The organism is Zobellia roscoffensis, from assembly GCF_015330165.1.
Lineage (GTDB): Bacteria > Bacteroidota > Bacteroidia > Flavobacteriales > Flavobacteriaceae > Zobellia > Zobellia roscoffensis.
Genome location: NZ_JADDXT010000002.1, coordinates 1,006,263 through 1,029,591 on the forward strand (window position 1 = coordinate 1,006,263; position 23,329 = coordinate 1,029,591).

Sequence of the window (23,329 nt, forward strand, 5' to 3'; positions counted from 1 at the left end):
AAAGATGGTGATGACCAAAGAAGATATTATTCAAAAAATAGATGATTTTCTAATCGATGAGTTTGAAGTCGAGGAAGAAGAAATCGCTGCGGATGCTAACCTTAAAGACACCCTCGGTCTAGACAGTTTAGACTTTGTGGATCTTGTAGTGGCTGTAGAAAGTAATTTTGGCGTAAAACTAGTAGGCGAAGACTTTGCAAATGTTACCACCCTACAGAATTTTTACGACCTCATTGAACGAAAGCTTCACTGATATCCCCCTCAGAAAACCCAAAAATGGCAACAGAATGGGAAGGAAAATCCAAAGGCACCGTTTTAGGATATAGAATCTATATTTTCTTTATCAAAAAATTGGGGTTAGGTGCTTCATATCTACTGCTTCATTTTGTAGTACTTTATTATTGTATTTTTTCGGTTGCCAGCACAAAATCCATTTTCTATTATTTCCACAAAAGACTAGGGTATTCTACCTTAAAAAGCCTTTTCAACGTGTACAAAAACTATTATGTTTTTGGCCAGACTATAATTGACAAAGCAGCCATATCCGCAGGTCTTAGAAATAAGTTTACCTATGATTTTGATGGAATAGATAAAATAGAAAGCCTTCTTGCTCAAAAAAAAGGCGGTATTCTTTTAAGTGCACATATTGGTAATTTTGAAGTAGCTCAACATTTTCTACAAGATGTGAATGCTTTTTCTTCCATCAACCTAGTCACTTGGGACCGTGAACATGAAGAAATCAAAGCCTACATGGAGAGCGTTACCTCTAAAAGTAACATTAAGCTTATTCTCATTAAAGAAGATATGTCTCATATCTTTGAAATACATACAGCCCTAACCAATGGTGAATTGGTTTGTTTTACTGGTGATCGTTATATTGAAGGCACTAAATTCCTAGAACAACAATTTCTTGGAGAAACCGCAAAATTCCCAATGGGCCCATACCTATTAGCATCACGCTTAAAAGTTCCTGTTTTGTTCGTTTATGTAATGAAGGAGTCTAAAAAGCACTATCACCTGTATGCAAGAACTGCAGAGGTAAAGCGTGGCGACGCCCAAGGTCTGCTAGAAAAATACACTGAAAATTTGGAATGGATTATTAAAAAATATCCATTACAATGGTTTAATTATTTTGATTTTTGGGGAGATAAGATAAATAAATAGGATATTTGGTCTATTCCATAACAGCCCGCAAATTATTATTTTCAACGGCTGTACCATAACCGAATACAAATGAAAGAAGTACTTGTTGTTTATTACTCCCAAACAGGGCAATTACGTACAATTATAGATTCTGTGCTATCCCCATTAGACCAAGAATCCGTTAACATTACCTATCATCAAATTATTCCTGACGAGCCGTATGAGTTCCCATGGAAAAAAGAACGATTCTTTGATGTTTTCCCAGAGTCTTTTCTTCAAATTCCTACAGAAATCAACACTCCAGAAGCATCTGTTTTATCTAAAAAATATGACTTGGTGATATTAGGCCATCAAGTTTGGTATCTAACTCCTTCCATCCCCCTAAATTCATTTTTAAAGTCGGAAGCAGCCAAAACAATATTGAACAATACACCTGTAGTTACGGTAATAGGTGTTCGTAACATGTGGGCCATGTCTCAAGAAAAAGTCAAAAAAATGTTGATCGGCTTAAACGCTAAGCTGGTGGGGAACATTGCCTTAGTAGACAACAACATCAATCATATTAGCGTCATCACCATTGTTCATTGGATGTTAAAAGGAAAAAAGGATCGTATGTGGGGTATTTTCCCTAAACCAGGAGTTGCAGACAATACTATTGCATCTGCGAATAAATTTGGCAACCCAATAAAAGAAGCCCTTATCACTTCTGACTTTTCTTCCTTACAAGAAAAATTAAACGATTTGGATGCATCAAAAATCAGCAACCTGCTGGTGCAGATGGACAAACGCGGCAATCTCCTATTTTCAAAATGGGCCAATCTCATTAAGAAAAAAGGAAACCAAGGAGACCCTGCCCGAAAAAAATGGCTACGTTTATTCAACTATTACCTGATATTTGCCATTTGGTTAATCGCACCTCTAGTTTTTATTGTATTTTTGCTCACTTATATCCCTATGTACAATAAAATACAGCGGGAAAATAAATATTACGCCTCTGTAGACTATAAGGAGTAAGACTGACACATGAAAAACGCTTACATTACCAAAATATCCAAGTTTCTGCCCAATTCCCCTGTCGAAAATGACCAAATTGAAGACAAATTAGGCTTTATAGACGGACAAAAATCCAGGGCAAAAAGCATTATTCTTCGTAATAATAAAATTAAGAAAAGGTACTATGCCATTGACGAAAATGGCAATGTAACCCATAACAATGCCCAGCTTACCGCGGCAGCGATAGAAGACCTTTGCGATGCAGATTTCAACAAAGAAAACATAGAACTTCTTTCTTGTGGAACCTCAACACCTGATCAATTATTACCGTCTCACGCGGCTATGGTTCACGGTGTTTTGAAAAACGGGAATATGGAAATCAACTCCGCTTCAGGAGTTTGTTGTTCCGGCATGAATGCCCTTAAATATGGTTTTATGGCTATACAGGTAGGTCAAGTCAAGAACGCAGTTTGTACGGGTTCAGAAAAAGTTTCAACTTGGACCAAAGCAGATTTCTACCAAGAAGAAATTGAACATTTAAAGGAATTGGAGGAAAACCCCATGATTGCCTTTGATAAAGATTTTTTACGATGGATGCTTTCTGATGGATCAGGAGCCATGCTAGTAGAAAACGAACCAAAAGGAGATACACCACTTAAAATTGAGTGGATGGAAGGCTTTTCATATGCATTTGAAATGGAAACCTGTATGTACGCCGGTGGTGAGAAGCTAGAGAACGGTGAATTAAAACCGTGGAGCGAATTTGCCCCGGAAGACTGGTCAAAAAAATCCGTTTTCGCCATTAAGCAAGATGTGAAACTTTTAGGCGAAAACATCCTTAAAAAAGGAGTTGATTGCCTAAAAACGGTATATAAAAAACACGGCATTGGGCCCGATGATGTAGATTACTATTTACCACATATTTCTTCATACTTCTTTAAACAGGGCTTGTACGATGAAATGAAAGAACAAGGTGTAGAAATGCCATGGGAGAAATGGTTTTTAAACCTTGAACATGTAGGTAATGTTGGCGCTGCCTCTATTTACCTTATGTTAGAAGAATTAGTAGCTTCTGGCAAATTAAAAAAAGGAGATAGAATTTTACTACACGTACCGGAAAGTGCACGTTTTTCTTATACTTACGCCTATTTAACTGTATGTTAGCATGAGCGCATTAAAGGAGACCATAACCGATCAAGAGTTTCTACAAAATCTCATTCCGCAGAAACCACCTTTTATAATGGTGGGTAAGTTACTTCAATACTCAGACACTAAAATTGTATCTGGCTTTGTTGTCCCTAAAGACAATCTATTTGTTTTTGAAAACCGATTTATGGCTCCTGGCCTAATTGAAAATATGGCACAAACAGTAGCCCTGCATACCGGTTACAAATATCATTTAGCTCAAAAGCCAGCCCCAACGGGATATATTGGCGCTATAAAGAAAGCAACCGTAAGTGCTCTACCGTTCGTGGGTCAAGAATTGGAAACTACGGTAGAAATCTTGCATGATATTATGGGCATTACCATGGTATCTGCTGTAGTAACTTGCGAAGGAATTGTATTGGCTTCAAGTGAAATGAAAACTGCATTGGCAAACTAATTTGGAAGCACGGACCAACATAGACATCAAGAATTTTCTACCTCACCGTGAGCCTATGCTTATGGCTAGCGTTACACCTTACCTTGATGAAACTTCTGTTGAAACCAGATTTAAAATAGAAGATACCTGCATTTTTGTTAAAAACGGATATCTATCTGAAACTGGACTTATAGAAAATGCTGCCCAAACTTGTGCCGCTATTGTTGGTCAAAGTTTTTTTGATGATGACGATAAAGATGGTAGCAAGAATAAGGTTATAGGCTATATAAGTGCTGTCAAGAAAGTTCAGATTACAACATTGCCCAAAGTAGGAGAAACCATTGCCACCAAAGGCAACCTTATTTCAAGATACGACAACGATGCTTTTAGCAGCTGCACCATTGCTTCTGAAACTTTCAGAAACGGAGAATTAATCGTAGCTTGTACTTTGAACTTTTTGATCCATGAGGTTTAAGAGGGAAATATTGCTAATCCCCCAAAATTATGACCAGTGAAAAAAGAAGAAGTACCACAAGATAAGGGCCTACTCAATTCTGCTCAAACCAAAGAACTTACCTATGCTGTTGATGAAAATGGTGAGTACACTACAGAACTAAGCTCTGGCTGGGACCCAAAAACTATAGCCTTAAACAATGCTATACAAGACATAGAAGAGCGTGTAGCCGCAGCCAAAGAACGTGTCAAAAACAACCAAACCAGCCCTATTGAATACTATATGGAGCTACATAAAATGGATTTACCTATCCTATCTAGTTATGTTGGACTTTGGCAATGGCGTGTAAAACGGCATTTTAAGCCAAAAGTATTTCAAAAGCTAAACCAAACCACTCTTCAAAAATATGCCGATATCTTCGACATCAGCATTGAAGACCTGAAACATATTCCTTAAATAACCTCATGCAAATAGAATTTACCCATAAACAATCGGCACACTGCGAAAATGGTGTAGTTAGTAATTTAATGCGCCACAACGGTTTTGAAGTAAGTGAACCTATGGTCTTTGGTATAGGGTCAGGTTTATTGTTTTGTTATATTCCATTTTTAAAAGTAAACCATGCTCCTGTTGTTACGTATAGAGCAATGCCTGGTTTGATTTTCAACAAGTTCGCCAAGAGGGTTGGTATCAAAATAAAACGAGAAAAATTCAGTAACCCCACATCTGCGCAAGAACGCCTAGATGAAAACTTAGCCAAAAACAATCCGGTTGGGCTACAAGTAGGCGTATACAATTTACTGTATTTTCCAGATGAATATCGGTTTCATTTCAATGCCCATAACTTAGTGGTCTATGGCAAGGTAAATGACATCTACCTAATTAGCGACCCTGTTATGGAAAAGGTAACTAATTTAACGGAGAAGCAATTAGAAAAGGTTCGTTTTGCAAAAGGCGCCTTTGCTCCAAAAGGTCATATCTATTATCCTACATCATTTCCTGAGAAATTAGAACTAAAGAGTGCCATCAAAAAAGGTATTAAAGAAACGTGTCGTCAAATGACTGCTCCAGTTCCTATTGTTGGTTATAAGGGTATAAAGACGATTGCAAAGCTCATTCGCAAATGGCCTAAGAAAAAAGGAGCTAAAGTTGCCAACCATTATTTAGGTCAGATTGTACGTATGCAAGAGGAAATTGGTACAGGCGGAGGTGGTTTTCGTTATATCTATGCTGCTTTTTTGCAAGAGGCTAGTCAAATTTTGGAAAATGAAAAGCTTAATGAACTTTCTAAGGAAATGACCAAAATTGGAGACGACTGGCGCGATTTTGCCGTGAACGCATCTCGTATCTATAAAAATCGTAGTCCAGAAAATGATGCCTATAATAAAGTTGCTGACCAACTAGATGATATTGCCAATAGTGAAGCAGCCTTTTTCAAAAAGCTAAAAAAAGCAATTTAACAGCAAAGCTACCTCCATTGCCTAAATAGGAAAAATCATATTTTATCTTAGAAATTTCGATTAGTTTTGACATCATGATTCAAATCAATGAGCTTTCAAAAAAGTACAAAGGTGCCGACGATTATTCCGTCCGTAGTTTGAACTTAACCATAGCGCAAGGCGAAATATTTGGGCTACTAGGTCCAAATGGTGCAGGAAAGACCACGCTGATCTCAATGCTCAGCTCATTGTTAAAACCAACTTCCGGCAGTTTTACCATTGGAGAGCTAAATTACAAAGACCACAAAAATCAATTGAAGCAACTCATTGGTATTGTTCCTCAGGAATACGCCCTCTATCCTTCTTTGACCGCTTTTGAAAATCTTATGTATTTTGGTAGCATGTACGGTCTTAAAGGGCAACCGTTAAAAGATGATATTAATACGCATCTCGAAACGATGGGCCTATCAAAATTCGCCCATAAAAAAATAAAAGCATTCTCTGGAGGAATGAAAAGGCGCATCAACCTAATCTCTAGCATTCTGCACAAGCCCAAAGTACTTTTCTTAGACGAGCCTACCGTGGGTGTTGATGTACAATCAAAAAATGTGATCATGACTCATTTGAAAGAGTTAAACGCATCAGGTACAACTATAATTTACACCTCTCACCATTTGAACGAAGCTGAACATTTTTGCACACGTGTTGGCATTATAGACCAGGGTACTTTAATTTGTTTAGGAAAACCAAAAGAGCTTATAGACCAAGAACCAAATGCCCAACATTTAGAAGAAGTTTTTTTAGCCAAAACCGGTAAAGCACTACGCGATCATGCATAAACTTTGGGCCTCAACATACAAAGAGTTTTTACTTGTTACTCGTGATATTGGTGGACTGGCTGTACTTTTCCTTATGCCTCTTCTATTAGTTGTAGTCATAACCACCATCCAAGACAATTCTTTCAAATCCATAAAAAAAACCAAATTACCTATTCTTTTAGTAGACTTAGATAAAGGCAAAGTATCCGAAGATATTTTTCAAAACTTAGCAGACTCAAACGTATTTCAAGTAGATATGGCATCTACTGATGAAGAAGCCAAACAGCAAGTACTAAAAGGCGATTATCAGCTAGCTATAGTTATACCTAAAAACTTATCATCTGATCTTGATATCAAAATCAACGAAAATGTAGATGGAATTCTTTCAAAATTCAGCGATAACGAGGAAAGTATTCCGGAGGTAAAATCTCAGATGATGCCCAAAGAGGTAAAACTCTATTTTGACCCAGCTACACAGCAGTCTTTCAAAAGTTCCGTGAGGAGTAATATTGATAAAATGATATCAAAAATAGAGACAGAAACCATCTATAAAGCTTTTCAAGAACAATTGACGGATGACCCTTCGGAGGCTATTTTTGAAACTGAGAAGTTTATCACTTTTACTGAAATAATACCAAGTAGAAATAAGGAAGCCTTAATCCCAAACTCAACCCAACATAACATTCCGGCATGGACGCTCTTTGCTATCTTTTTCATTATTCTTCCACTGGCTATTAATATGGTGAAAGAAAAAAACCAAGGTACGTTTGTTAGACTCAGAACCAACCCCGTATCATATGCCACCGTGTTAGGAGGGAAAACAATTGTTTTTCTAGGTGTTTCTTTAGTACAGTTTACACTTATGCTGGCCGTAGGTATTTTTCTTTTCCCCTTAATAGGGTTACCTAAACTAGATGTTACCGGTAGACTTCCCCTATTATTTATCGTTGCCTTTTTTGCGGGTCTGGCCGCTGTGGGTCTAGGGTTGTTATTAGGAACCGTTGCCAAAACCCAAGAGCAATCAGCACCTTTCGGCGCTACATTTGTGGTTATTTTAGCGGCAATTGGCGGTGTTTGGGTTCCCGTTTTTGCCATGCCCAAGCTTATGCAAATGCTCTCTAACCTATCTCCTATGAATTGGGGGCTAAGTGCTTTTTATGATGTATTTTTGCGTAACGCAACCTTTGTTGAGATTATTCCCGAAATATCACTTTTATTGCTGTTTTTCGTGATTACAACACTTATAGCCATTATCTATAACGAAAGAAAAAATGCCGTCTAAAATCCAAAAAGAAATCAGTTTCACCAGTGAAGTCCGTGTACGATTTGCAGAAACGGACCCATTGGGCATTGTCTGGCACGGCAATTATATTCAGTATTTTGAAGATGGTCGCGAAGCTTTTGGGCGCCACCATGGCATTTCATATCTAGACCAAAAGGAGCATAATTTCTCTACGCCAATTGTAAAATCGGGATGCGAGCATAAACTACCGTTAAGCTATGGAGATGTGGCCACTATAAAAACCACCTATGTAGATTCACAAGCAGCCAAAATGATTTTTAAATATGAAATCTATAACCCTGCAGGAGCTGTTGTTTGTACGGGAGAGACCGTTCAAGTCTTTGTTGAGTTAGGCGGTGAACTATCATTAGTACTACCGAAGTTTTTTGCAGAATGGAAGAAAAAAGTAGGACTTTTAGATGAATAACGTTTACCTATCACATAATAACATAGTTTCCGCGTACGGATTTGATAGTGCTTCTGCGATTGACAGCATAAAAAATGAAGTTTCAGGGCTTTCTTTGGTAAATGATTCCAACATTCTACCCAATCCCTTTTACTCTTCGCTCATTGCGCAAGACAGCCTATCCGAGGCATTCCAAAAATTGGACCCAAAAGAAGCCTATACAAGATTAGAACAAATACTGTTGGTTTCCTTATCGGATACAATTAAGAAATCCGGTTTAGAACTTACGGATAGAGTGGGATTGATTCTATCTACCACAAAAGGCAACATAGACGTCTTAGAAACAGAAAACCCTTTTGATGAAAGCAGAGCTTATTTAGCCGAATTAGGCCAAAAAATTGAAGACTTCTTCGGTTTTAAAAACGAAGCTCTTGTCCTATCCAACGCCTGTGTTTCCGGTGTTTTAGCCTTAGCGGTAGCCAAAAGATTTATTCGTCAAAAACGATACGACCATGTGTTTGTCGTTGCCGGGGATTTGGTAAGCGAATTTATTTTATCCGGATTCAACTCCTTTCAAGCTTTGAGTGAAGCACCCTGCAAACCGTATTGCAAAACCCGTTCAGGAATTAATATTGGGGAAGTAGGCTGCAGTATACTTGTAACCAAAGATGATAATAACTTAGTTGATAAATCAGTTCGTTTAATAGGCGAAGCTTCTTGCAATGATGCCAACCATATTTCCGGTCCTTCCAGAACAGGCGAAGGCTTATATAGAAGTATTGTTTCGGCAATGAATCAAGCAAAAATTGATGCAGATGCCATCGATTATATTTCAGCACACGGTACGGCTACGCTGTTCAATGATGAAATGGAGGCCATAGCTTTTAACCGTGCCAATTTACAGGATGTTCCTCTAAATAGTTTAAAAGGTTATTTTGGTCATACACTTGGGGCCTCGGGCCTCTTGGAAACTATAATCGGTATGCATTCACTATACTCCAATACCTTATACGCCTCTCTTGGCTTTGACGAATTAGGGGTCTCACAGCCTTTGAATATAATAAAAGAAACCACCAGCAAAGAAAGTAGTATATTTCTAAAAACTGCCTCTGGTTTTGGAGGTTGCAATACGGCTGCAATTTTTCAAAAAGTCAATTCATGAACAGGTCTGACTACCATATAAAATCATATTGCCGTATTAGAGATGGGAAGATTTCTAAAGATGGAGAATTGCTTTTTTCCGATGCTTCGGAAGAATTTCCCGCCTTCATTAAAGCAGCGTACAAATATTTTGAAACCGACTATTCTAAGTTTTTCAAAATGGACAATCTTAGCAAGCTCGCTTTTATGGGTGCGGAGGTACTTTTACGAGGCAATGATGAAGAAAACACAGCGCTTATCCTATCAAACAGAGCTTCCAGTTTAGATACAGATCGTAAACATCAGGCAGCTATTAGTAATCCAAAGGGCGGTTTTGCAAGCCCAGCCGTATTTGTTTACACGCTCCCTAATATATGTATGGGTGAAATTAGCATTCGCCACAAACTGTATTCTGAAAATAGTTTCTTTATATTTGCTGAGTTCAACCCCCATTTATTGTCAGATTATACAAATGATTTGCTAGAAACGGGTAAAGCCAATGAAGTGCTTTGCGGATGGGTTGACTATGACAAAAACAAATATGATGCGTTTTTATACGTTATCGGTAAAAAAGGTTTGTTAGCCCATAATACAGAGGAGCTAACCAAATTATACAGAACAAAATGAGCGAACTTAAACAAGAATTGAAGGAAAAAATCATCGAGCAATTAAACTTGGAAGATGTTTCCGTTGACGAAATCGCAAATAACGACCCGCTTTTTGGCGAAGGGCTTGGGCTTGACTCTATTGATGCATTAGAGCTTATTGTAATGCTTGATAAGGATTACGGTATTAGATTGGCAGACCCAAAAGAAGGTCGCAAGATTTTTGAATCAATAGATACTATGGCCGCATATATTGAAGCCAACCGTTCTAACTAAGAACTACATCGTTTTTTACGCTTAAGTATTCACTGCCAGCACCATGTAAAATTCGCACTTAAGCCTAAGATTTGTATTTTTATTCTTATATCTCTAATACCTCCTATTTCATATGTGTAAGGGCGTAGCAATTACAGGCATGGGTGCCATTTCTGCCATTGGAAACAATGTGCAAGAAAATTATGATGCGCTTATTTCTGGGAAAATAGGCATTTCTAAAATCTCAAAAATAGATACCGTTCATAAAGACGATATCATGGTGGGTGAAATAGAGATGACCAATGCCGAATTGAAGAAACAGCTGGGCATTGCTACTGAAGAGGCCATATCCCGAACGGCACTTCTAGCCATGCTTGCCGCAGACGAAGCCTTATCACAAGCCGGAATTACAGATGTTAATGATTGTGAAACCGGACTTATTTCTGGCACCACCGTAGGTGGAATGGACCAATCTGAGAAATATTATTTTGAATATTTTGATAGCGATAAAAACTGGGGTCATATTAATGGGTTACACGCCGGAGACTCTACTCAAAAGTTAGCCGCTCATTTAGGATTGGCCGAGAGTTTTGTTTCCACAATTAGCACAGCCTGTTCTTCAGCGGCAAACGCTATCATGCTAGGTGCACGCATGATAAAATCCGGTCAATTAGACCGTGTTATTGTGGGTGGCACGGACAGTTTGAGCAAGTTCACCATCAACGGTTTCAAAACCTTGATGATTCAGTCTGATACGTATAACACGCCTTTTGATGATGAACGAAAAGGGTTAAACCTTGGTGAGGCGGCAGCTTATATTATTTTAGAATCGGATAAAATTGTAGAAAGAAACAAACGAGAGGTATTGGCATACGTAAAAGGGTATGGCAATGCCAATGACGCTTTTCACCAAACGGCATCATCGGAAAATGGGGATGGCGCTGTTCTTGCAATGGAAAAAGCGTTTCAGGTTTCAGGGTTGAACCCTTCCGATATTGACTATGTGAATGCCCACGGTACAGCAACTCCAAATAACGACCTTTCTGAAGGCCGTGCGCTGTTGCGAACGTTTGGCAAAAATGTGCCAGAATTCAGTTCTACCAAAGCTTTTACAGGTCACACATTGGCCGTAGCCGGTGGTATTGAAGCGGTATATTCCGTTTTGGCGTTACAGAACAATATTATTTATCCCAACCTGAACTTTAAGACTCCTATGAAGGAGTTTAATTTACTTCCGCAAACAACGGTCAAACAAAAAGAACTGCGTAATGTGCTTTCCAATTCTTTTGGTTTCGGAGGTAACTGTTCTACTCTAATATTTTCAAAAGAAGCCTAATGAAACCAGTGTATATAAATAGTGTAGGTTCGGTGTCGGCCCAAAAAACTTTTGATAACACTGAGTTTCTAAATGAAATTACGGACTATAACGGCACGGTAATAAACGTTATAGACCCCAATTATAAAGAGTATATTCCACCTGCAGCGGCACGTCGTATGGCACGTGGTATCAAAATGAGTACCGTGAGTTCTAAAAATGCGCTTACAGAAGCTGGATTGGAAAATGTAGATGCCATTATCGTTGGTACGGGATTAGGCTGTATTGGAGATTCTGAACGCTTCGTTAGTGATATCATCAAAAACGACGAGCAATACCTCACACCAACTCGCTTTATTCAATCTTCTCACAATACTGTAGCTGGCCAAATTGCCCTGAACTTAGGCTGTAAGGGTCATAATTTCACTTTTGTACATTCAGCCATATCTTTTGAGTCATCATTAATCGATGCCAAAATGATGCTTGAAAATGACGAGGCGAATTCTATTTTAGTAGGCGGAGTAGATGAATTGGTAGACCATCACGTAGATACGCATCGGTTAATCGGTCATGTTAAAAAAGAAGCGGTAGCATCAAAAGATGTACTCAACTCAAAAACCGAAGGCATGGTTATGGGTGAAGGTTCTCACTTTTTTGTGCTTTCAACTGAAAAAGCACCTTCATGTTACGCTGAACTACTTGCTGTACGAACCTACAATACCCTTTCTAAAGAACGTTTAGAACAGAAAATCAATTTGTTTTTAGAAGGTCAGAACATAGCGATAGAAGATATTGACCTGGTTATTTTGGGCAATAATGGAGATGTTAACTTTGACGACTATTACGAAAAATTAAGCACTGGCATGTTCAAAGACACGGCTCAAGCCTACTATAAACACCTATCGGGTGAGTTTGATACCGCAACTGGCTTCGCTTTTTGGATGGCGAACAAGATTTTAAAAACACAACATATTCCAAGTGTGACGAAATTGAATGCCATTGAGCCTTCCTACTTAAAAACAATTCTGATTTACAATCAGTATAGAGGAGAAAACCACAGTCTCACTTTAATTCGCAAATGCTAAGGCGCAAAGGGGTAAATACCGTTGCTATTCTTCTTTTGCTACTAACCATAGCACTTTATTTCTTAGGATACACACCTTTGTGGTCTATTTTTACAGTCCTCTTTATTTGGTTTGCCATTACCGTTTTTGGTTCTTTTTTTATCCGATGGAACTACCACCTGACCTCTAGACATTCTAATAAAAACATTGAAAACCATTGGGTTTCCATAACTTTTGATGATGGACCAAACAGCAAATTTACTCCAAGGGTACTTGATTTACTGGCCAAATACAATGCAAAGGCAACGTTTTTCTGTGTAGGTAAAACTATTGAACAAAACCCCAAAATTCTCAAACAAATCATAGACGAGGGCCACAGTATTGGAAATCATACCTACACACATTCCAACAATTTCGGTTTTTTTCCGTTGGATAAAATATTGAATGAATTAAAACAAACCGAAAATCTAGTGCATTCGTTGACCGGAAAAAGAATGAAACTGTATCGTCCCGCTTTTGGGGTGACCAATCCACAAATTGCAAAAGCAACGCATCAGTTGCAATTGCATTCCATTGGCTGGAACGTACGCTCCTTAGACACCACATTTAGGTCAAAAAAGGAGGTATTGAAACGCATAACCGATAAAGTTTCTAAAGGCGATATTATTCTGCTTCATGATACTAGCGAAAAAACAATAGTCGTTTTGGAACAGTTATTGTTATTTTTGCGACAGAAAAATCTGAGTTCGGTCACAATTGACCGCTTACTAGAAATCGAAGCTTATGCATAAGATACTTTTTCTTGTTTTTTTTATATCTGTTTCGGCCATCGCCCAAAAGGAGATGACAAGCACGGAGGCCACTGCCTTACGCACCAAGGTTAAAACTAGGGCTGAAGCCGTTACTACGGTATTGAGTGATTTTACACAGTACAAACATTTAGATTTCTTATCTGACGATATCGTTTCTCAGGGCCAACTTGCTTTTAAGGCCCCAAGCCTCGTAAAATGGGAATACACAAAGCCATTTGCCTACTCCGTACTTTTTAAAAATGAGACACTCTATATTAATGACGACGGCAACAAAAGCAATATGGACGTGGGCTCCAACAAAATTTTCAAACAACTAAATCAATTGATAACAGCTAGTATTCGTGGTGATATGTTCGATGAAGATGAATTCAACATCAAATATTTCAAGATCAATGATTCTAGTTTGGTCTACTTTCTTCCCAAGGACGAACGGTTATCAAATTTCATCAAGGCTTTTCACCTTTCTTTTAATGCAAATGGCGATGTTACCGAAGTGAAAATGATCGAGCCTTCAGATGATTATACCCAAATTAAATTTACAGAACGTGTCGTGAACAAAACCTTGTCAGATGCGGTATTTACTCAATAGCATATGTTGTTTCCTGTTGATCGGATGCGCCTCCTACCCTGTTCAAAATGGGTTTGAGTCCAAAAGTAATTCGCTAGGGAAAGCATCCAACCCTTATTTTTCAAACGCCGAAAAAGATTATGTGTACAAGGCAAAAATAGATGCCTTCAACAAGTCGTTCGGAGGTATTTTTATCGTTAAGAAACTTGGTCCTGAACACCATCGTATTGCGTTTACAACAGAAATTGGCAACACTATTTTCGATTTCACTTTTGATGGAGAAGATTTTAAGGTCAACCGCATTCTAAAAGATTTGGACAAAAAAATATTGGTCAATATTCTAAAAAGAGATTTTAAAGCTTTAATCCAAGAGGAATCTAAAGTTAAAAAAAGCTTTACATTACAAACCCAAAACATATTGCAGACGGACCTACTTTCCAAAAAACATTATTTTTATTACACTGATGGTCAGCTGAATAAAATTGCAAGAGTTGATCGGAATAATGAAAAAGTGGAGTTTAATTTCACCCAGATAGAGGCTCATTTTGCCAAGGAAATAGAAATTGCCCACCATAACTTTAAACTTCACATTGCACTAAAAGCATTTAAATGAAGACCTTAAAACTACTTTTAGCACTTTGCCTCATCTGCAGCACAAGCCTAGTTATGTCGCAGGTTCGTCCTGGTTTTAAAATTGGCTTGAACAATGCCAATATTAGCAATACTACGCTAGATACTAAATCAGGTATTTACGTTGGAGCTTTTGTAGACATTCCAATTTCAGAATACTACACCTTGCAACCGGAACTCTTATATTCAAATCAAGGCGGCAAATCCAACTCCGACCAGTTTGGAGATGTCAACATCAATTACATTTCTATTGGTTTACCTAATAAGTTTTACATGGGTCCGGATAGCGGGTTTCATTTTATTCTTGGCCTTGGTTTAGACATTAACTTTGAGAACAATTTTGTTAATTTGACCAACTTTAATGGGGATGATGAAATCTCCCCTGTAGACGTCTCCGTTTTTGGAGGAATAGGATATGAATTCGATTTCGGATTAATTCTTGAAGCACGATATAAACAGGGTACCATTAGCGTTGACTTCTTTGGTGAAGACGACCTGTATGAAGAAGCCGGAAGCAACCTCAACGGTGTTTTTCAAATTGGTGCCGCATATAAATTTAAAATCTAGACCATGTTAATCGAAGGATTATATACCATTGAAAGCTTTGTAAAAGAAGAGCAAACCGTAAAGGCAACGGTAAAACTAAATGCAGGACACGAGGTTTTTAAAGGTCATTTTCCCGGGAACCCTGTTATGCCTGGGGTATGTATGATTCAGATTATCAAAGAATTGACCGAGCAGGCCACAGAGAAATCTTTGTTTCTATCGGTTGCGTCAAATATTAAGTTTATGGCGATAATCAATCCTGAAAAAAATGATGTTATTCAACTTACATTGACAATTTCTGAAGAAGATGCTACTGTTAAAGTAAAAAACACCACATCTTTTGATGATACATTGGCACTTAAGCTTAGCGCAACTTTTGCTATTTTAAATTAGATATCATGAATTTAAAACTTGTTTTTCTTGTCATTTTCTCCGTTTTGTACGTAGCTAGTCCCGCAGACTTGCCAAAAGTACGAACCGCCTATATTGAGGCTTCCGATAGTGAAAGCGCTACCAAAGCGTTGCATGACGATTTGGTTTCCGTGTCAAAATCGGATGACAAGACACTGGTTGCCTTTAAAGGGGCTGTCACAACCATGATGGCGAAATATGCTAAGGGTATCAAGGACAAGAAAAATTTATTTAAGGAAGGTGCCGAACTTTTGGAATTCGCCATTGAGAATAATCCAGAAAATGTAGAAATACGCTGTATAAGGTTAAGCGTACAAGAAAACGTTCCTAAGATTACAGGCTACACCAAAGAGATTGACGAAGACAAGCAGTTTATTATAGAAAATTTCAATTCCATCTCCAATAAAGACAGTAGAGAGTTCGTTAAAGGATATATTTCCAAATCGGAAGCGTTTAACGAATCAGAAAGGCAATTGCTACAAGGTTCGTAATACGTATCTTTGTAGAAAATTCAGGAGAGGTTCTTGGAACCTTTTGAAAAAAATTGCTCGTGCCAACCCCTACTCCAACACTCCAACATACCATGGAGCAGCTCAACTGCTGTGTTCTGGTACCGACGTACAATAATGCGGGCACCTTAAAAAAAGTGCTTGACCGTATTTTGGAGTACACCCATACTATTATCATTATTAATGACGGGGCAACTGATAGCACCGCCAAGATATTAAAAGGATATTCAGATATAGAGCAAATCCATTTGCCAGAAAACAAAGGAAAAGGCAATGCACTTCAAGTTGGTTTTAAGTCCGCCATCGCACAAGGGTATGACTATGCGATAACTATAGATTCTGATGGCCAACATTATCCTGAAGACCTTTCCGTATTCCTAGATGAACTCCAAAAAGAAGAAACATCTAATGTTCTTTATATTGGTTCAAGAAATATGAGGCAGGCAGATGTACCGGGAAAAAGTAGTTTCGGCAACAAGTTTTCTAACTTTTGGTTTTGGTTTGAAACAGGTACTAAATTACAAGATACCCAATGCGGGTACCGATTATATCCCCTAAAAGAACTAGAGAATTTAAAATTTTACACCCCTAAATTTGAGTTTGAGATAGAGGTTATAGTTCGTTTGGCCTGGGAAGGTACCCTAGTAAAAAATGTACCTGTCCGTATTTTGTATGATGAAACCGAAAGGGTTTCCCATTTTAGGACCGTACCCGATTTTACTAGGATCAGTATTCTCAATACATGGCTGGTGATTGTTACTATTTTCTATATAAAACCGCGAAATTTCTTTCGGAAAATAAAAAAAAAAGGGTTTAAAAAGTTCCTTCTAGAAGATTTACTTCGGAGTGATGATACACCAAAAACTAAAGCGCTATCTATTGCATTGGGCGTCTTTTTGGGCATTGCGCCTTTTTGGGGCTTTCAGACCATACTTGTTTTTGCTTTGGCCACGCTCTTTGGGTTGAACAAAGCAATTACTTTTGCATTTTCTAACATCAGTCTTCCGCCTTTAATCCCCTTTATTATCTATTTTAGTATTAAAATAGGCGTATTGATAACTGGGGAAGAGGTTTCCTTTTCTATGGAAAACATGACCGAAAACTTCGGAATGCTGCAAAATCTTAAAACATATCTTATTGGCAGTTTTGCCTTGGCAATCATGTCCGCGCTATTTTTTGGAATCGTCGGTTATTTGACGATTCTGTTCTTGGGAAAGAAAAAAATGGTGGTTGACAATGGGTAGATTCTTCTTTAAAGCATATCAATTTATCGCTGGCAAAAGGCTGTTGTCCTTAGGCATATTGCTATTGCTAATCTTAGGGCTAGCGTCAATTGTATCAAAAATTCAGTTTGAAGATGATATTACAGCCCTTATTCCCGCCAATGAAGAGGCACAACGTGTCCAAAAAGTCTTAAAGTCGATTACGTTTACCGATAAAATCATCATCAATATTCAAAAAGATGAAGAAGGTACGGTAGACGAACTTACCCAATACGCAAAGGATTTATTGGATAGCCTAGAGCTGCGCCAATCGGAATTTATTAAAGGCGTACAAGGAAGGGTCAATTCCGATGATGTTCCCAAGACCTTGGATTTGGTGTACAATAACCTCCCATTGTTTTTAGAGGCAAACGACTACCCAAAAATCAGTCAAAAGATAAACCCGGACAGTATTGCAAAAGTAACTGCAGAAAATTACCGTGCGCTCATATCCCCGTCCGGTATAGTGGCCAAAAAAACAATTGTTAAAGATCCTTTACGGCTCTCTTTCATTGCGCTCAAGCGATTACAGGAATTGGGTGTGGGCGATGATTTTAAATTGAAAAATGGGTTTTTACTGGACAAGGCGGAAAAGAACATCCTCCTCTTTCTTACACCAACTTACGGATCCAATGAAACGGATAAAAACCTTCCTTTTTCCAATGCACTTTACGATTTACAGGATAAACTCAATACAGAATATTCCACCAAAGTACACAGCGAGTATTACGGAGCCGCTCTGGTGGCCGTAGCCAATGCCAAGCAAATTAGAGGTGACATTCAGTTTACCGTAAGCATTGCCATGACGTTACTTATCCTAATTTTGATGCTCTTTTACCGGAAGTTGGCATTGCCTTTTATTCTTTTCCTTCCCACCGTAGTTGGCGCACTTTTATCCATTGCGTTTCTCTGTATTCTACGCGATAAAATTTCGGCTATATCATTGGGAATCGGTTCAGTACTATTGGGTGTAACCTTAGATTATGCCTTGCATATTCTAACACACATACGAAATGGAAACGGTGCCGAAAGTCTATATAAAGAGGTAGCCCCGTCTATCTTAATGAGCAGTCTTACTACGGCTTCGGCCTTTTTATGTCTGCTATTTTTAGAGTCGCAAGCCCTGCAAGACCTCGGTATATTTGCAGCTGTTAGTGTTCTTGGTGCATCGGTTTTTGCATTGTTGTTCATTCCACAGGTGTACTCGGCCAATAAAGTGGTGAGTTCAAGACGTACGATTCTAGACCGAGTTGCTTCCTTTGATTTTCATAAATCAAAATGGGCGATCATTATACTCATCTCATTTTCTATCATTAGTATTTTCACCTATAACCGCGTGGTTTTCAATAAGGATATTGCTAAATTAAACTATGAGACCGAAGTATTACAGAAGGCCCGAGAACGATTGGAAATACTAACGGATATTAGTTCAAAATCGATTTACCTTTCTACCTACGGCAACGATACAGAGACTGTTCTGGCTCAAAATGATTCGCTTTACAACGAGTTAAAAACACTTGAACAAAATAATAAAATACTAAGTTTTAGTTCTGTTGGCGGACTCATACGAGCGAAAAAAACTCAAGAAGAGAAAATTCAGGCGTGGAAAAACTTCTGGAATTCTTCCAAAATAAAGACCACCAAAGAGAACCTTATTGAAAGCAGTAACGAATTCGGTTTTAAACCTACTACCTTCTCTGCATTTTACAATTTATTAAATGCTGATTTTAGTCCAATGGAAGTGACTGATTTTGAACCTATAAAATCATTTTCTCTTGACGATTACATTGTAAAAGATGACAACGGAACTACTATTACTTCTTTGGTAAAAGTAGATGACGACCATATTGACGCTTTACGAGAACGGTTCGAAAACTCGCTCAATACCTTGCTTATTGACCGGCAACAGGTGAACGAAACATTCTTGGGCAACTTAAAAAACGATTTTAACGGTCTCATCGGTTATTCATTAATTGTAGTTCTGCTCATTCTTCTGCTGTTCTACCGCAGCCTTTCACTAACGGTGGTAACGAGTATTCCTATTTACCTCACCTGGTTTTTGACCGTAGGTATCATGGGCCTTTTTCATATTGAATTCAATATTTTCAACATCATTATCTGCAGCTTCATTTTTGGATTGGGTGTTGATTATAGCATTTTCGTTACCAACGGATTGCTTACCGAATACCGTAGTGGCGAAAAGGTACTCCATACCCATAAGACCTCTATATTACTTTCTGTAATCACTACTATTGCCGGTGTTGGGGTCCTTATATTTGCAAAGCACCCCGTACTTTACACGATTTCTACGGTGTCATTAATTGGTATTCTATCCGCTGCATTTGTTGCTTTTACGTTGCAACCACTTCTGTTTCGGTTATTTATTGGTAGCGCGGACAAACGCCCAATTCATGTGCGGTATTTTATACATTCCGTACTGTCATTCGGTTATTTTGGTTCAGGAGGGTTTCTACATTCTATATATGGCGTAGTTAAATTAAAACTCTCTCCCGGAAGTAGGAAAAAAGAAAATTTGGGCTTTCATAAATCGGTTTCAAAATTGATGGGTTCCGTTTTATATACCAATCCTTTTGTCTCCAAAGAAATTAGAAATCCACATAACGAGACATTTGAAAAGCCCGTAATGATCATTGCCAACCACACCAGCTTTTTGGATATTCTAGCTATTGGTATGTTGCATCCAAAGATTATTTTTATGGTAAACGATTGGGTGTACAATTCCCCTGTTTTTGGTAGTGCGGCAAAATTGGCCGGAGCATATCCTGTATCCGGAGGTATCGAAAACGGAGAAGCTTTTTTAAAAGAAAAAGTGGCTCAAGGGTTCAGCATTATAGCTTTCCCGGAAGGCACCCGTTCAACGACCAACAAAATAAAGCGTTTTCACAAAGGCGCTTTCTATTTGGCACAACAGTTTGAATTGGATATTCTACCCGTACTTATTCATGGAAATTCCGAAGTACTTCCAAAGGGAAGTTTTATTATTCGTGATGGGAGTATCACCATTGAACTTTTACCTAGAATTAAAGCGAACGATACCCAATACGGCAAAAATTACAGTGAACGCGCCAAACAGCTAGGAGCCTACTTCAGAAGTAAATTCAGAGATCTTAGAGATGAAATAGAAGATGAAAATTACTGGGACAAAGCGCTCTTAGAAAATTACAGATACAAAGGCGACGCCCTTTATAAAGCTGTGAAATTAGATTTAGCAACCCATAAGGAAGCCTACAATTCACTCCTGAAAAAGATTGGTCAGAAGAGAAAAATCGTTCATTTATCCCAAGATTTCGGGCAATTAGATTTACTTCTTGCACTAGATGCTATAGATAGAAAAATTACTGTGGCATTAACTGACCCAGATAATGCCGTTGTATTAAAGCACAATTTTCTTACGCGGCACTATAGTAAAATAGAAATAGCAGATACTATAGAACAGGCACTTTCAACTGCGCCAGATGTTCTAATAATTGACACACTCCTAGAAACATCGCAACTAACCCCGCTTATTGGAAACGAGGTTGACCTGCTAATTTTATTAAAAGATGCGCAACAAATGGAACTCGCCCCTCTAACAGCATTAGGTTTCATTAGTAGCGCACAAAATGATAACTTTAGACTACTAAAAAAGATACGCAGTTAATGAAAGAACATTACGATGTTGTGGTGGTAGGTAGTGGTATGGGGGGGCTTGTATCCGCTATTATCATGGCACGCGAAGGCAAGAGTGTCTGCGTATTGGAAAAAAACAACCAGTATGGCGGCAACCTGCAGACCTTTGTTCGTGAACGCACCATTTTTGACACGGGTGTTCACTATTTAGGAGGATTGGACGAAGGTCAGAATCTCTACAGATATTTTGACTATCTGGGTATTTTGGAAGGTCTCAATCTTACCAGATTGGACGAAGATGGTTTTGACTTGATTACTTTTGATGGCGATGAAAAAGAGTATCCGCATGCACAAGGCTATCAAAACTTTGAACGCAAATTAGTTGAAGAATTTCCAGAGGAGAAAGAAGCCATTCATCAATATTGTCAAAAATTGCAGGAGACTTGCGGAAAATTTCCGCTTTACAACCTACGTCTGGGCAAACCATATCATGACGATACGGAACTTTTTACCCTGCCCGCCAAAGCGTACATAGATTCCATTACTACCAATGAAAAATTACGTGCGGTTCTTGCTGGCTCCAACCTTTTATATGCTGGTCAACCCACTAAAACCCCTTTCTACGTACATGCCCTCTCTATAAACTCATACATTCAAAGTTCGTACAGATGTGCAGATGGCGGCAGCCAGATTACTAAAATGCTCATTAAAAGATTAAAAGAAAGTGGTGGAGAGACCTACAAGCACAGTGAGGTCACCAAATTCAATGTAGAGGATAAACAGATTGTTTCGGTCCTCACCAAGAAAGGTAATATCATTAAAGGCGACCTGTTCATTTCCAATATAGAACCCAAGATTACCATAGACATGGTGGGACAGGAGCATTTTAGAAAATCTTACGCCAACCGTATAAAAAGTATTGACAGTACCATATCTGCTTTTAGCATTCATATTGTCCTAAAACCGGAAACCTTTAAATACCTAAACCACAATTATTATCATTTTAAAGATTACAATGCGGTTTGGAACACAGATAAATACACTCAAGAATCATGGCCAGAGGGTTATATGGTTTCAATGGGAACCCGAAAAAACCAAGGGGAATGGGCAGACCAGCTAACCGCCATTACCTATATGCGTTATGAAGAACTTGAACCTTGGTCAGGAACATTCAACACCGTAGCACAAAAAAACAGCCGTGGGGAAACCTATGAGGAATTCAAGCAAACCAAAATAGAAGCGTTTCTGACCGAATTGGAAAAAAAGTTCCCTACCCTGCGAGAAAGCATCCAATCCGTTCATACCTCAACTCCCTTATCCTATAGAGATTATATTGGCTGCAACGAAGGCTCAATGTACGGGTATGCCAAAGATGTAAATATGCCGTTGAAGACCTTCATTTCTCCTCGTACTAAAATAAAAAACCTATTTTTCACCGGCCAAAGCATTAATATGCACGGTATTTTGGGAGTAACCATTAGTAGTGTGGTTACATGTTCCGAAATTTTAGGCAGTGAATATTTGCTTGAAAAAATAACCAAAGGGAATACGAAGACCAACGATAAAATTGATGCATAATGGGACAGTTTAAATCAACTCCAGTAGAACGTGTAGAAAACATCTCAAAAGCGGACTTTATAAAAAACTACTACAAACCACAAAAACCTGTTTTAATTACCGGATTGACCAAAGATTGGCCCGCCTTTGAGAAATGGAAGCTCGATTACGTTCAGGAACGTGCCGGAGACCAAATTGTGCCTTTGTACAACAACGAACCTGCAAAAGATAAGGAAAGTGTATATGCTCCAAAAAAGGAAATGAAGTTGAGCGAGTACATTGAAATTTTAAAAACCGAACCTACTGATTTACGGATTTTCTTTTATAATATTTTAAAGGAAATGCCCGAGCTGCTCAAGGACTTTGAGTACCCGGATATTGGCCTGAAATTCTTTAAAAAACTACCTGCACTTTTCTTTGGAGGGGGGAAATCTAAGGTTTTCATGCATTATGATATTGATTTACCGGACAGCATGCATTTTCATTTTGATGGGGATAAGGTGGTAAACCTCTTTTCTCCAGAACAAACACAGTACCTGTATAGAGTTCCTTTTGCCATTCATAATATTGAAGATATAGATATGGATAATCCGGATTTTGAAAAATATCCGGCACTGCAATATGCGCAAGAAATACGTGCGGAAATGAAACATGGTGATGCACTTTATATGCCCAGCGGGTATTGGCATAGTATCCGTTATCTGAACGGTGGTTTCTCTATGACGCTACGTGCCCTACCAAGGCACCCCAAGCGTTTTGCCAACATGCTCTACAATGTGATGATTATGCGCCATATTGATAATATAACCCGTAAATATCGTGGTCAAAAATGGTTGGACTACAAAGATAGATTGGCCATAAAAAGAACGGAAAAAAACCTAAAAGCCAGAAAAAACAGTTAAGGCATC

General features: G+C 38.4%; 26 protein-coding genes. All 26 read left to right on the top strand.

Going from position 1 to position 23,329, the window contains the following annotated elements:
- The first annotated feature begins 10 nt into the window (after nucleotides 1-10).
- The 26 genes from IWC72_RS04305 to IWC72_RS04430 all read left to right on the top strand — a co-directional run bounded on the left by IWC72_RS04305 (nucleotide 11) and on the right by IWC72_RS04430 (nucleotide 23,323).
- A complete protein-coding gene (locus IWC72_RS04305) occupies nucleotides 11-253 on the top strand; it encodes an acyl carrier protein (protein ID WP_194528938.1) in 243 nt (80 codons plus the stop codon).
- A gap of 23 nt (nucleotides 254-276) precedes the next feature.
- Nucleotides 277-1,164, top strand: a complete 888-nt coding sequence (locus IWC72_RS04310) for an LpxL/LpxP family acyltransferase (protein WP_194525006.1) — start codon at nucleotides 277-279, stop codon at nucleotides 1,162-1,164.
- Nucleotides 1,165-1,233: 69 nt separating this feature from the next.
- Complete coding sequence (locus IWC72_RS04315) at nucleotides 1,234-2,157, top strand: dialkylrecorsinol condensing enzyme DarA (protein WP_194525007.1); 924 nt, start codon at nucleotides 1,234-1,236, stop codon at nucleotides 2,155-2,157.
- A 9-nt stretch (nucleotides 2,158-2,166) separates the two neighbouring features.
- Nucleotides 2,167-3,300 carry a beta-ketoacyl-ACP synthase III gene (locus IWC72_RS04320; protein WP_194525008.1) on the top strand — a complete coding sequence of 378 codons (1,134 nt, stop codon included), beginning with the start codon at nucleotides 2,167-2,169 and terminating at the stop codon, nucleotides 3,298-3,300.
- A 1-nt stretch (nucleotide 3,301) separates the two neighbouring features.
- Nucleotides 3,302-3,739 carry a hypothetical protein gene (locus tag IWC72_RS04325; protein ID WP_194525009.1) on the top strand — a complete coding sequence of 146 codons (438 nt, stop codon included), beginning with the start codon at nucleotides 3,302-3,304 and terminating at the stop codon, nucleotides 3,737-3,739.
- A 1-nt stretch (nucleotide 3,740) separates the two neighbouring features.
- Nucleotides 3,741-4,193 (top strand): ABC transporter permease, encoded by a 453-nt coding sequence (locus tag IWC72_RS04330; protein WP_226979484.1) that lies wholly within the window; start codon nucleotides 3,741-3,743, stop codon nucleotides 4,191-4,193.
- 36 nt (nucleotides 4,194-4,229) lie between these two features.
- The gene (locus IWC72_RS04335) at nucleotides 4,230-4,628 is read left to right on the top strand and encodes a hypothetical protein (RefSeq protein ID WP_194525010.1); all 399 of its coding nucleotides are present in this window, start codon (nucleotides 4,230-4,232) and stop codon (nucleotides 4,626-4,628) included.
- A gap of 8 nt (nucleotides 4,629-4,636) precedes the next feature.
- On the top strand, nucleotides 4,637-5,632 hold the full coding sequence (locus IWC72_RS04340) for a BtrH N-terminal domain-containing protein (RefSeq protein ID WP_194525011.1): 996 nt from the start codon (nucleotides 4,637-4,639) through the stop codon (nucleotides 5,630-5,632).
- Nucleotides 5,633-5,706: 74 nt separating this feature from the next.
- Complete coding sequence (locus IWC72_RS04345; protein WP_194528939.1) at nucleotides 5,707-6,450, top strand: ABC transporter ATP-binding protein; 744 nt, start codon at nucleotides 5,707-5,709, stop codon at nucleotides 6,448-6,450.
- Nucleotides 6,443-7,711, top strand: coding sequence for an ABC transporter permease (locus tag IWC72_RS04350; protein WP_194528940.1), 1,269 nt, complete (start codon nucleotides 6,443-6,445; stop codon nucleotides 7,709-7,711). The genes IWC72_RS04345 and IWC72_RS04350 overlap by 8 nt, the downstream gene beginning before the upstream one ends.
- Nucleotides 7,701-8,138, top strand: a complete 438-nt coding sequence (locus IWC72_RS04355; RefSeq protein WP_194525014.1) for an acyl-CoA thioesterase — start codon at nucleotides 7,701-7,703, stop codon at nucleotides 8,136-8,138. The genes IWC72_RS04350 and IWC72_RS04355 overlap by 11 nt, the downstream gene beginning before the upstream one ends.
- The gene (locus IWC72_RS04360) at nucleotides 8,131-9,279 is read left to right on the top strand and encodes a beta-ketoacyl-[acyl-carrier-protein] synthase family protein (RefSeq protein ID WP_194528941.1); all 1,149 of its coding nucleotides are present in this window, start codon (nucleotides 8,131-8,133) and stop codon (nucleotides 9,277-9,279) included. Before IWC72_RS04355 ends, IWC72_RS04360 begins: the two co-directional genes overlap by 8 nt.
- Nucleotides 9,276-9,884, top strand: coding sequence for a 3-oxoacyl-ACP synthase (locus IWC72_RS04365; RefSeq protein ID WP_194528942.1), 609 nt, complete (start codon nucleotides 9,276-9,278; stop codon nucleotides 9,882-9,884). The genes IWC72_RS04360 and IWC72_RS04365 overlap by 4 nt, the downstream gene beginning before the upstream one ends.
- Nucleotides 9,881-10,138 (top strand): phosphopantetheine-binding protein, encoded by a 258-nt coding sequence (locus IWC72_RS04370; RefSeq protein WP_194525017.1) that lies wholly within the window; start codon nucleotides 9,881-9,883, stop codon nucleotides 10,136-10,138. The genes IWC72_RS04365 and IWC72_RS04370 overlap by 4 nt, the downstream gene beginning before the upstream one ends.
- 112 nt (nucleotides 10,139-10,250) lie before the next feature.
- Entirely contained in the window at nucleotides 10,251-11,453 is a 1,203-nt protein-coding gene (locus IWC72_RS04375; RefSeq protein ID WP_194528943.1) for a beta-ketoacyl-[acyl-carrier-protein] synthase family protein, read from the top strand.
- Entirely contained in the window at nucleotides 11,453-12,517 is a 1,065-nt protein-coding gene (locus tag IWC72_RS04380; RefSeq protein WP_194528944.1) for a beta-ketoacyl synthase N-terminal-like domain-containing protein, read from the top strand. Before IWC72_RS04375 ends, IWC72_RS04380 begins: the two co-directional genes overlap by 1 nt.
- Nucleotides 12,511-13,287 carry a polysaccharide deacetylase family protein gene (locus tag IWC72_RS04385; RefSeq protein WP_194528945.1) on the top strand — a complete coding sequence of 259 codons (777 nt, stop codon included), beginning with the start codon at nucleotides 12,511-12,513 and terminating at the stop codon, nucleotides 13,285-13,287. The genes IWC72_RS04380 and IWC72_RS04385 overlap by 7 nt, the downstream gene beginning before the upstream one ends.
- Complete coding sequence (locus IWC72_RS04390) at nucleotides 13,280-13,897, top strand: LolA family protein (protein ID WP_194525021.1); 618 nt, start codon at nucleotides 13,280-13,282, stop codon at nucleotides 13,895-13,897. The genes IWC72_RS04385 and IWC72_RS04390 overlap by 8 nt, the downstream gene beginning before the upstream one ends.
- Nucleotides 13,878-14,489 (top strand): hypothetical protein, encoded by a 612-nt coding sequence (locus IWC72_RS04395; protein ID WP_194525022.1) that lies wholly within the window; start codon nucleotides 13,878-13,880, stop codon nucleotides 14,487-14,489. Before IWC72_RS04390 ends, IWC72_RS04395 begins: the two co-directional genes overlap by 20 nt.
- On the top strand, nucleotides 14,486-15,073 hold the full coding sequence (locus tag IWC72_RS04400) for a porin family protein (RefSeq protein ID WP_194528946.1): 588 nt from the start codon (nucleotides 14,486-14,488) through the stop codon (nucleotides 15,071-15,073). The genes IWC72_RS04395 and IWC72_RS04400 overlap by 4 nt, the downstream gene beginning before the upstream one ends.
- Before the next feature lie 3 nt (nucleotides 15,074-15,076).
- Nucleotides 15,077-15,445, top strand: coding sequence for a 3-hydroxyacyl-ACP dehydratase (locus tag IWC72_RS04405; RefSeq protein ID WP_194528947.1), 369 nt, complete (start codon nucleotides 15,077-15,079; stop codon nucleotides 15,443-15,445).
- A 5-nt stretch (nucleotides 15,446-15,450) separates the two neighbouring features.
- Complete coding sequence (locus IWC72_RS04410; protein WP_194528948.1) at nucleotides 15,451-15,954, top strand: hypothetical protein; 504 nt, start codon at nucleotides 15,451-15,453, stop codon at nucleotides 15,952-15,954.
- A 92-nt stretch (nucleotides 15,955-16,046) separates the two neighbouring features.
- The gene (locus tag IWC72_RS04415) at nucleotides 16,047-17,216 is read left to right on the top strand and encodes a DUF2062 domain-containing protein (RefSeq protein ID WP_194531079.1); all 1,170 of its coding nucleotides are present in this window, start codon (nucleotides 16,047-16,049) and stop codon (nucleotides 17,214-17,216) included.
- The gene (locus IWC72_RS04420; RefSeq protein WP_194528949.1) at nucleotides 17,209-20,895 is read left to right on the top strand and encodes an MMPL family transporter; all 3,687 of its coding nucleotides are present in this window, start codon (nucleotides 17,209-17,211) and stop codon (nucleotides 20,893-20,895) included. The genes IWC72_RS04415 and IWC72_RS04420 overlap by 8 nt, the downstream gene beginning before the upstream one ends.
- Nucleotides 20,895-22,442 carry a phytoene desaturase family protein gene (locus tag IWC72_RS04425; RefSeq protein ID WP_194528950.1) on the top strand — a complete coding sequence of 516 codons (1,548 nt, stop codon included), beginning with the start codon at nucleotides 20,895-20,897 and terminating at the stop codon, nucleotides 22,440-22,442. Before IWC72_RS04420 ends, IWC72_RS04425 begins: the two co-directional genes overlap by 1 nt.
- Nucleotides 22,442-23,323, top strand: coding sequence for a cupin-like domain-containing protein (locus IWC72_RS04430; RefSeq protein ID WP_194525028.1), 882 nt, complete (start codon nucleotides 22,442-22,444; stop codon nucleotides 23,321-23,323). The genes IWC72_RS04425 and IWC72_RS04430 overlap by 1 nt, the downstream gene beginning before the upstream one ends.
- Nucleotides 23,324-23,329: the final 6 nt, after the last annotated feature.

Coding starts and splice junctions, on each gene's coding strand:
- IWC72_RS04405 (WP_194528947.1), top strand. CDS start 15,077: ATGTTAATCGAAGGATTATATACCATTGAAAGCTTTGTAAAAGAAGAG.
- IWC72_RS04305 (WP_194528938.1), top strand. CDS start 11: ATGACCAAAGAAGATATTATTCAAAAAATAGATGATTTTCTAATCGAT.
- IWC72_RS04420 (WP_194528949.1), top strand. CDS start 17,209: ATGGGTAGATTCTTCTTTAAAGCATATCAATTTATCGCTGGCAAAAGG.
- IWC72_RS04430 (WP_194525028.1), top strand. CDS start 22,442: ATGGGACAGTTTAAATCAACTCCAGTAGAACGTGTAGAAAACATCTCA.
- IWC72_RS04425 (WP_194528950.1), top strand. CDS start 20,895: ATGAAAGAACATTACGATGTTGTGGTGGTAGGTAGTGGTATGGGGGGG.
- IWC72_RS04390 (WP_194525021.1), top strand. CDS start 13,280: ATGCATAAGATACTTTTTCTTGTTTTTTTTATATCTGTTTCGGCCATC.
- IWC72_RS04410 (WP_194528948.1), top strand. CDS start 15,451: ATGAATTTAAAACTTGTTTTTCTTGTCATTTTCTCCGTTTTGTACGTA.
- IWC72_RS04315 (WP_194525007.1), top strand. CDS start 1,234: ATGAAAGAAGTACTTGTTGTTTATTACTCCCAAACAGGGCAATTACGT.
- IWC72_RS04375 (WP_194528943.1), top strand. CDS start 10,251: ATGTGTAAGGGCGTAGCAATTACAGGCATGGGTGCCATTTCTGCCATT.
- IWC72_RS04340 (WP_194525011.1), top strand. CDS start 4,637: ATGCAAATAGAATTTACCCATAAACAATCGGCACACTGCGAAAATGGT.
- IWC72_RS04345 (WP_194528939.1), top strand. CDS start 5,707: ATGATTCAAATCAATGAGCTTTCAAAAAAGTACAAAGGTGCCGACGAT.
- IWC72_RS04415 (WP_194531079.1), top strand. CDS start 16,047: ATGGAGCAGCTCAACTGCTGTGTTCTGGTACCGACGTACAATAATGCG.
- IWC72_RS04370 (WP_194525017.1), top strand. CDS start 9,881: ATGAGCGAACTTAAACAAGAATTGAAGGAAAAAATCATCGAGCAATTA.
- IWC72_RS04385 (WP_194528945.1), top strand. CDS start 12,511: ATGCTAAGGCGCAAAGGGGTAAATACCGTTGCTATTCTTCTTTTGCTA.
- IWC72_RS04400 (WP_194528946.1), top strand. CDS start 14,486: ATGAAGACCTTAAAACTACTTTTAGCACTTTGCCTCATCTGCAGCACA.
- IWC72_RS04365 (WP_194528942.1), top strand. CDS start 9,276: ATGAACAGGTCTGACTACCATATAAAATCATATTGCCGTATTAGAGAT.
- IWC72_RS04325 (WP_194525009.1), top strand. CDS start 3,302: ATGAGCGCATTAAAGGAGACCATAACCGATCAAGAGTTTCTACAAAAT.
- IWC72_RS04310 (WP_194525006.1), top strand. CDS start 277: ATGGCAACAGAATGGGAAGGAAAATCCAAAGGCACCGTTTTAGGATAT.
- IWC72_RS04320 (WP_194525008.1), top strand. CDS start 2,167: ATGAAAAACGCTTACATTACCAAAATATCCAAGTTTCTGCCCAATTCC.
- IWC72_RS04380 (WP_194528944.1), top strand. CDS start 11,453: ATGAAACCAGTGTATATAAATAGTGTAGGTTCGGTGTCGGCCCAAAAA.
- IWC72_RS04360 (WP_194528941.1), top strand. CDS start 8,131: ATGAATAACGTTTACCTATCACATAATAACATAGTTTCCGCGTACGGA.
- IWC72_RS04350 (WP_194528940.1), top strand. CDS start 6,443: ATGCATAAACTTTGGGCCTCAACATACAAAGAGTTTTTACTTGTTACT.
- IWC72_RS04355 (WP_194525014.1), top strand. CDS start 7,701: ATGCCGTCTAAAATCCAAAAAGAAATCAGTTTCACCAGTGAAGTCCGT.
- IWC72_RS04395 (WP_194525022.1), top strand. CDS start 13,878: ATGCGGTATTTACTCAATAGCATATGTTGTTTCCTGTTGATCGGATGC.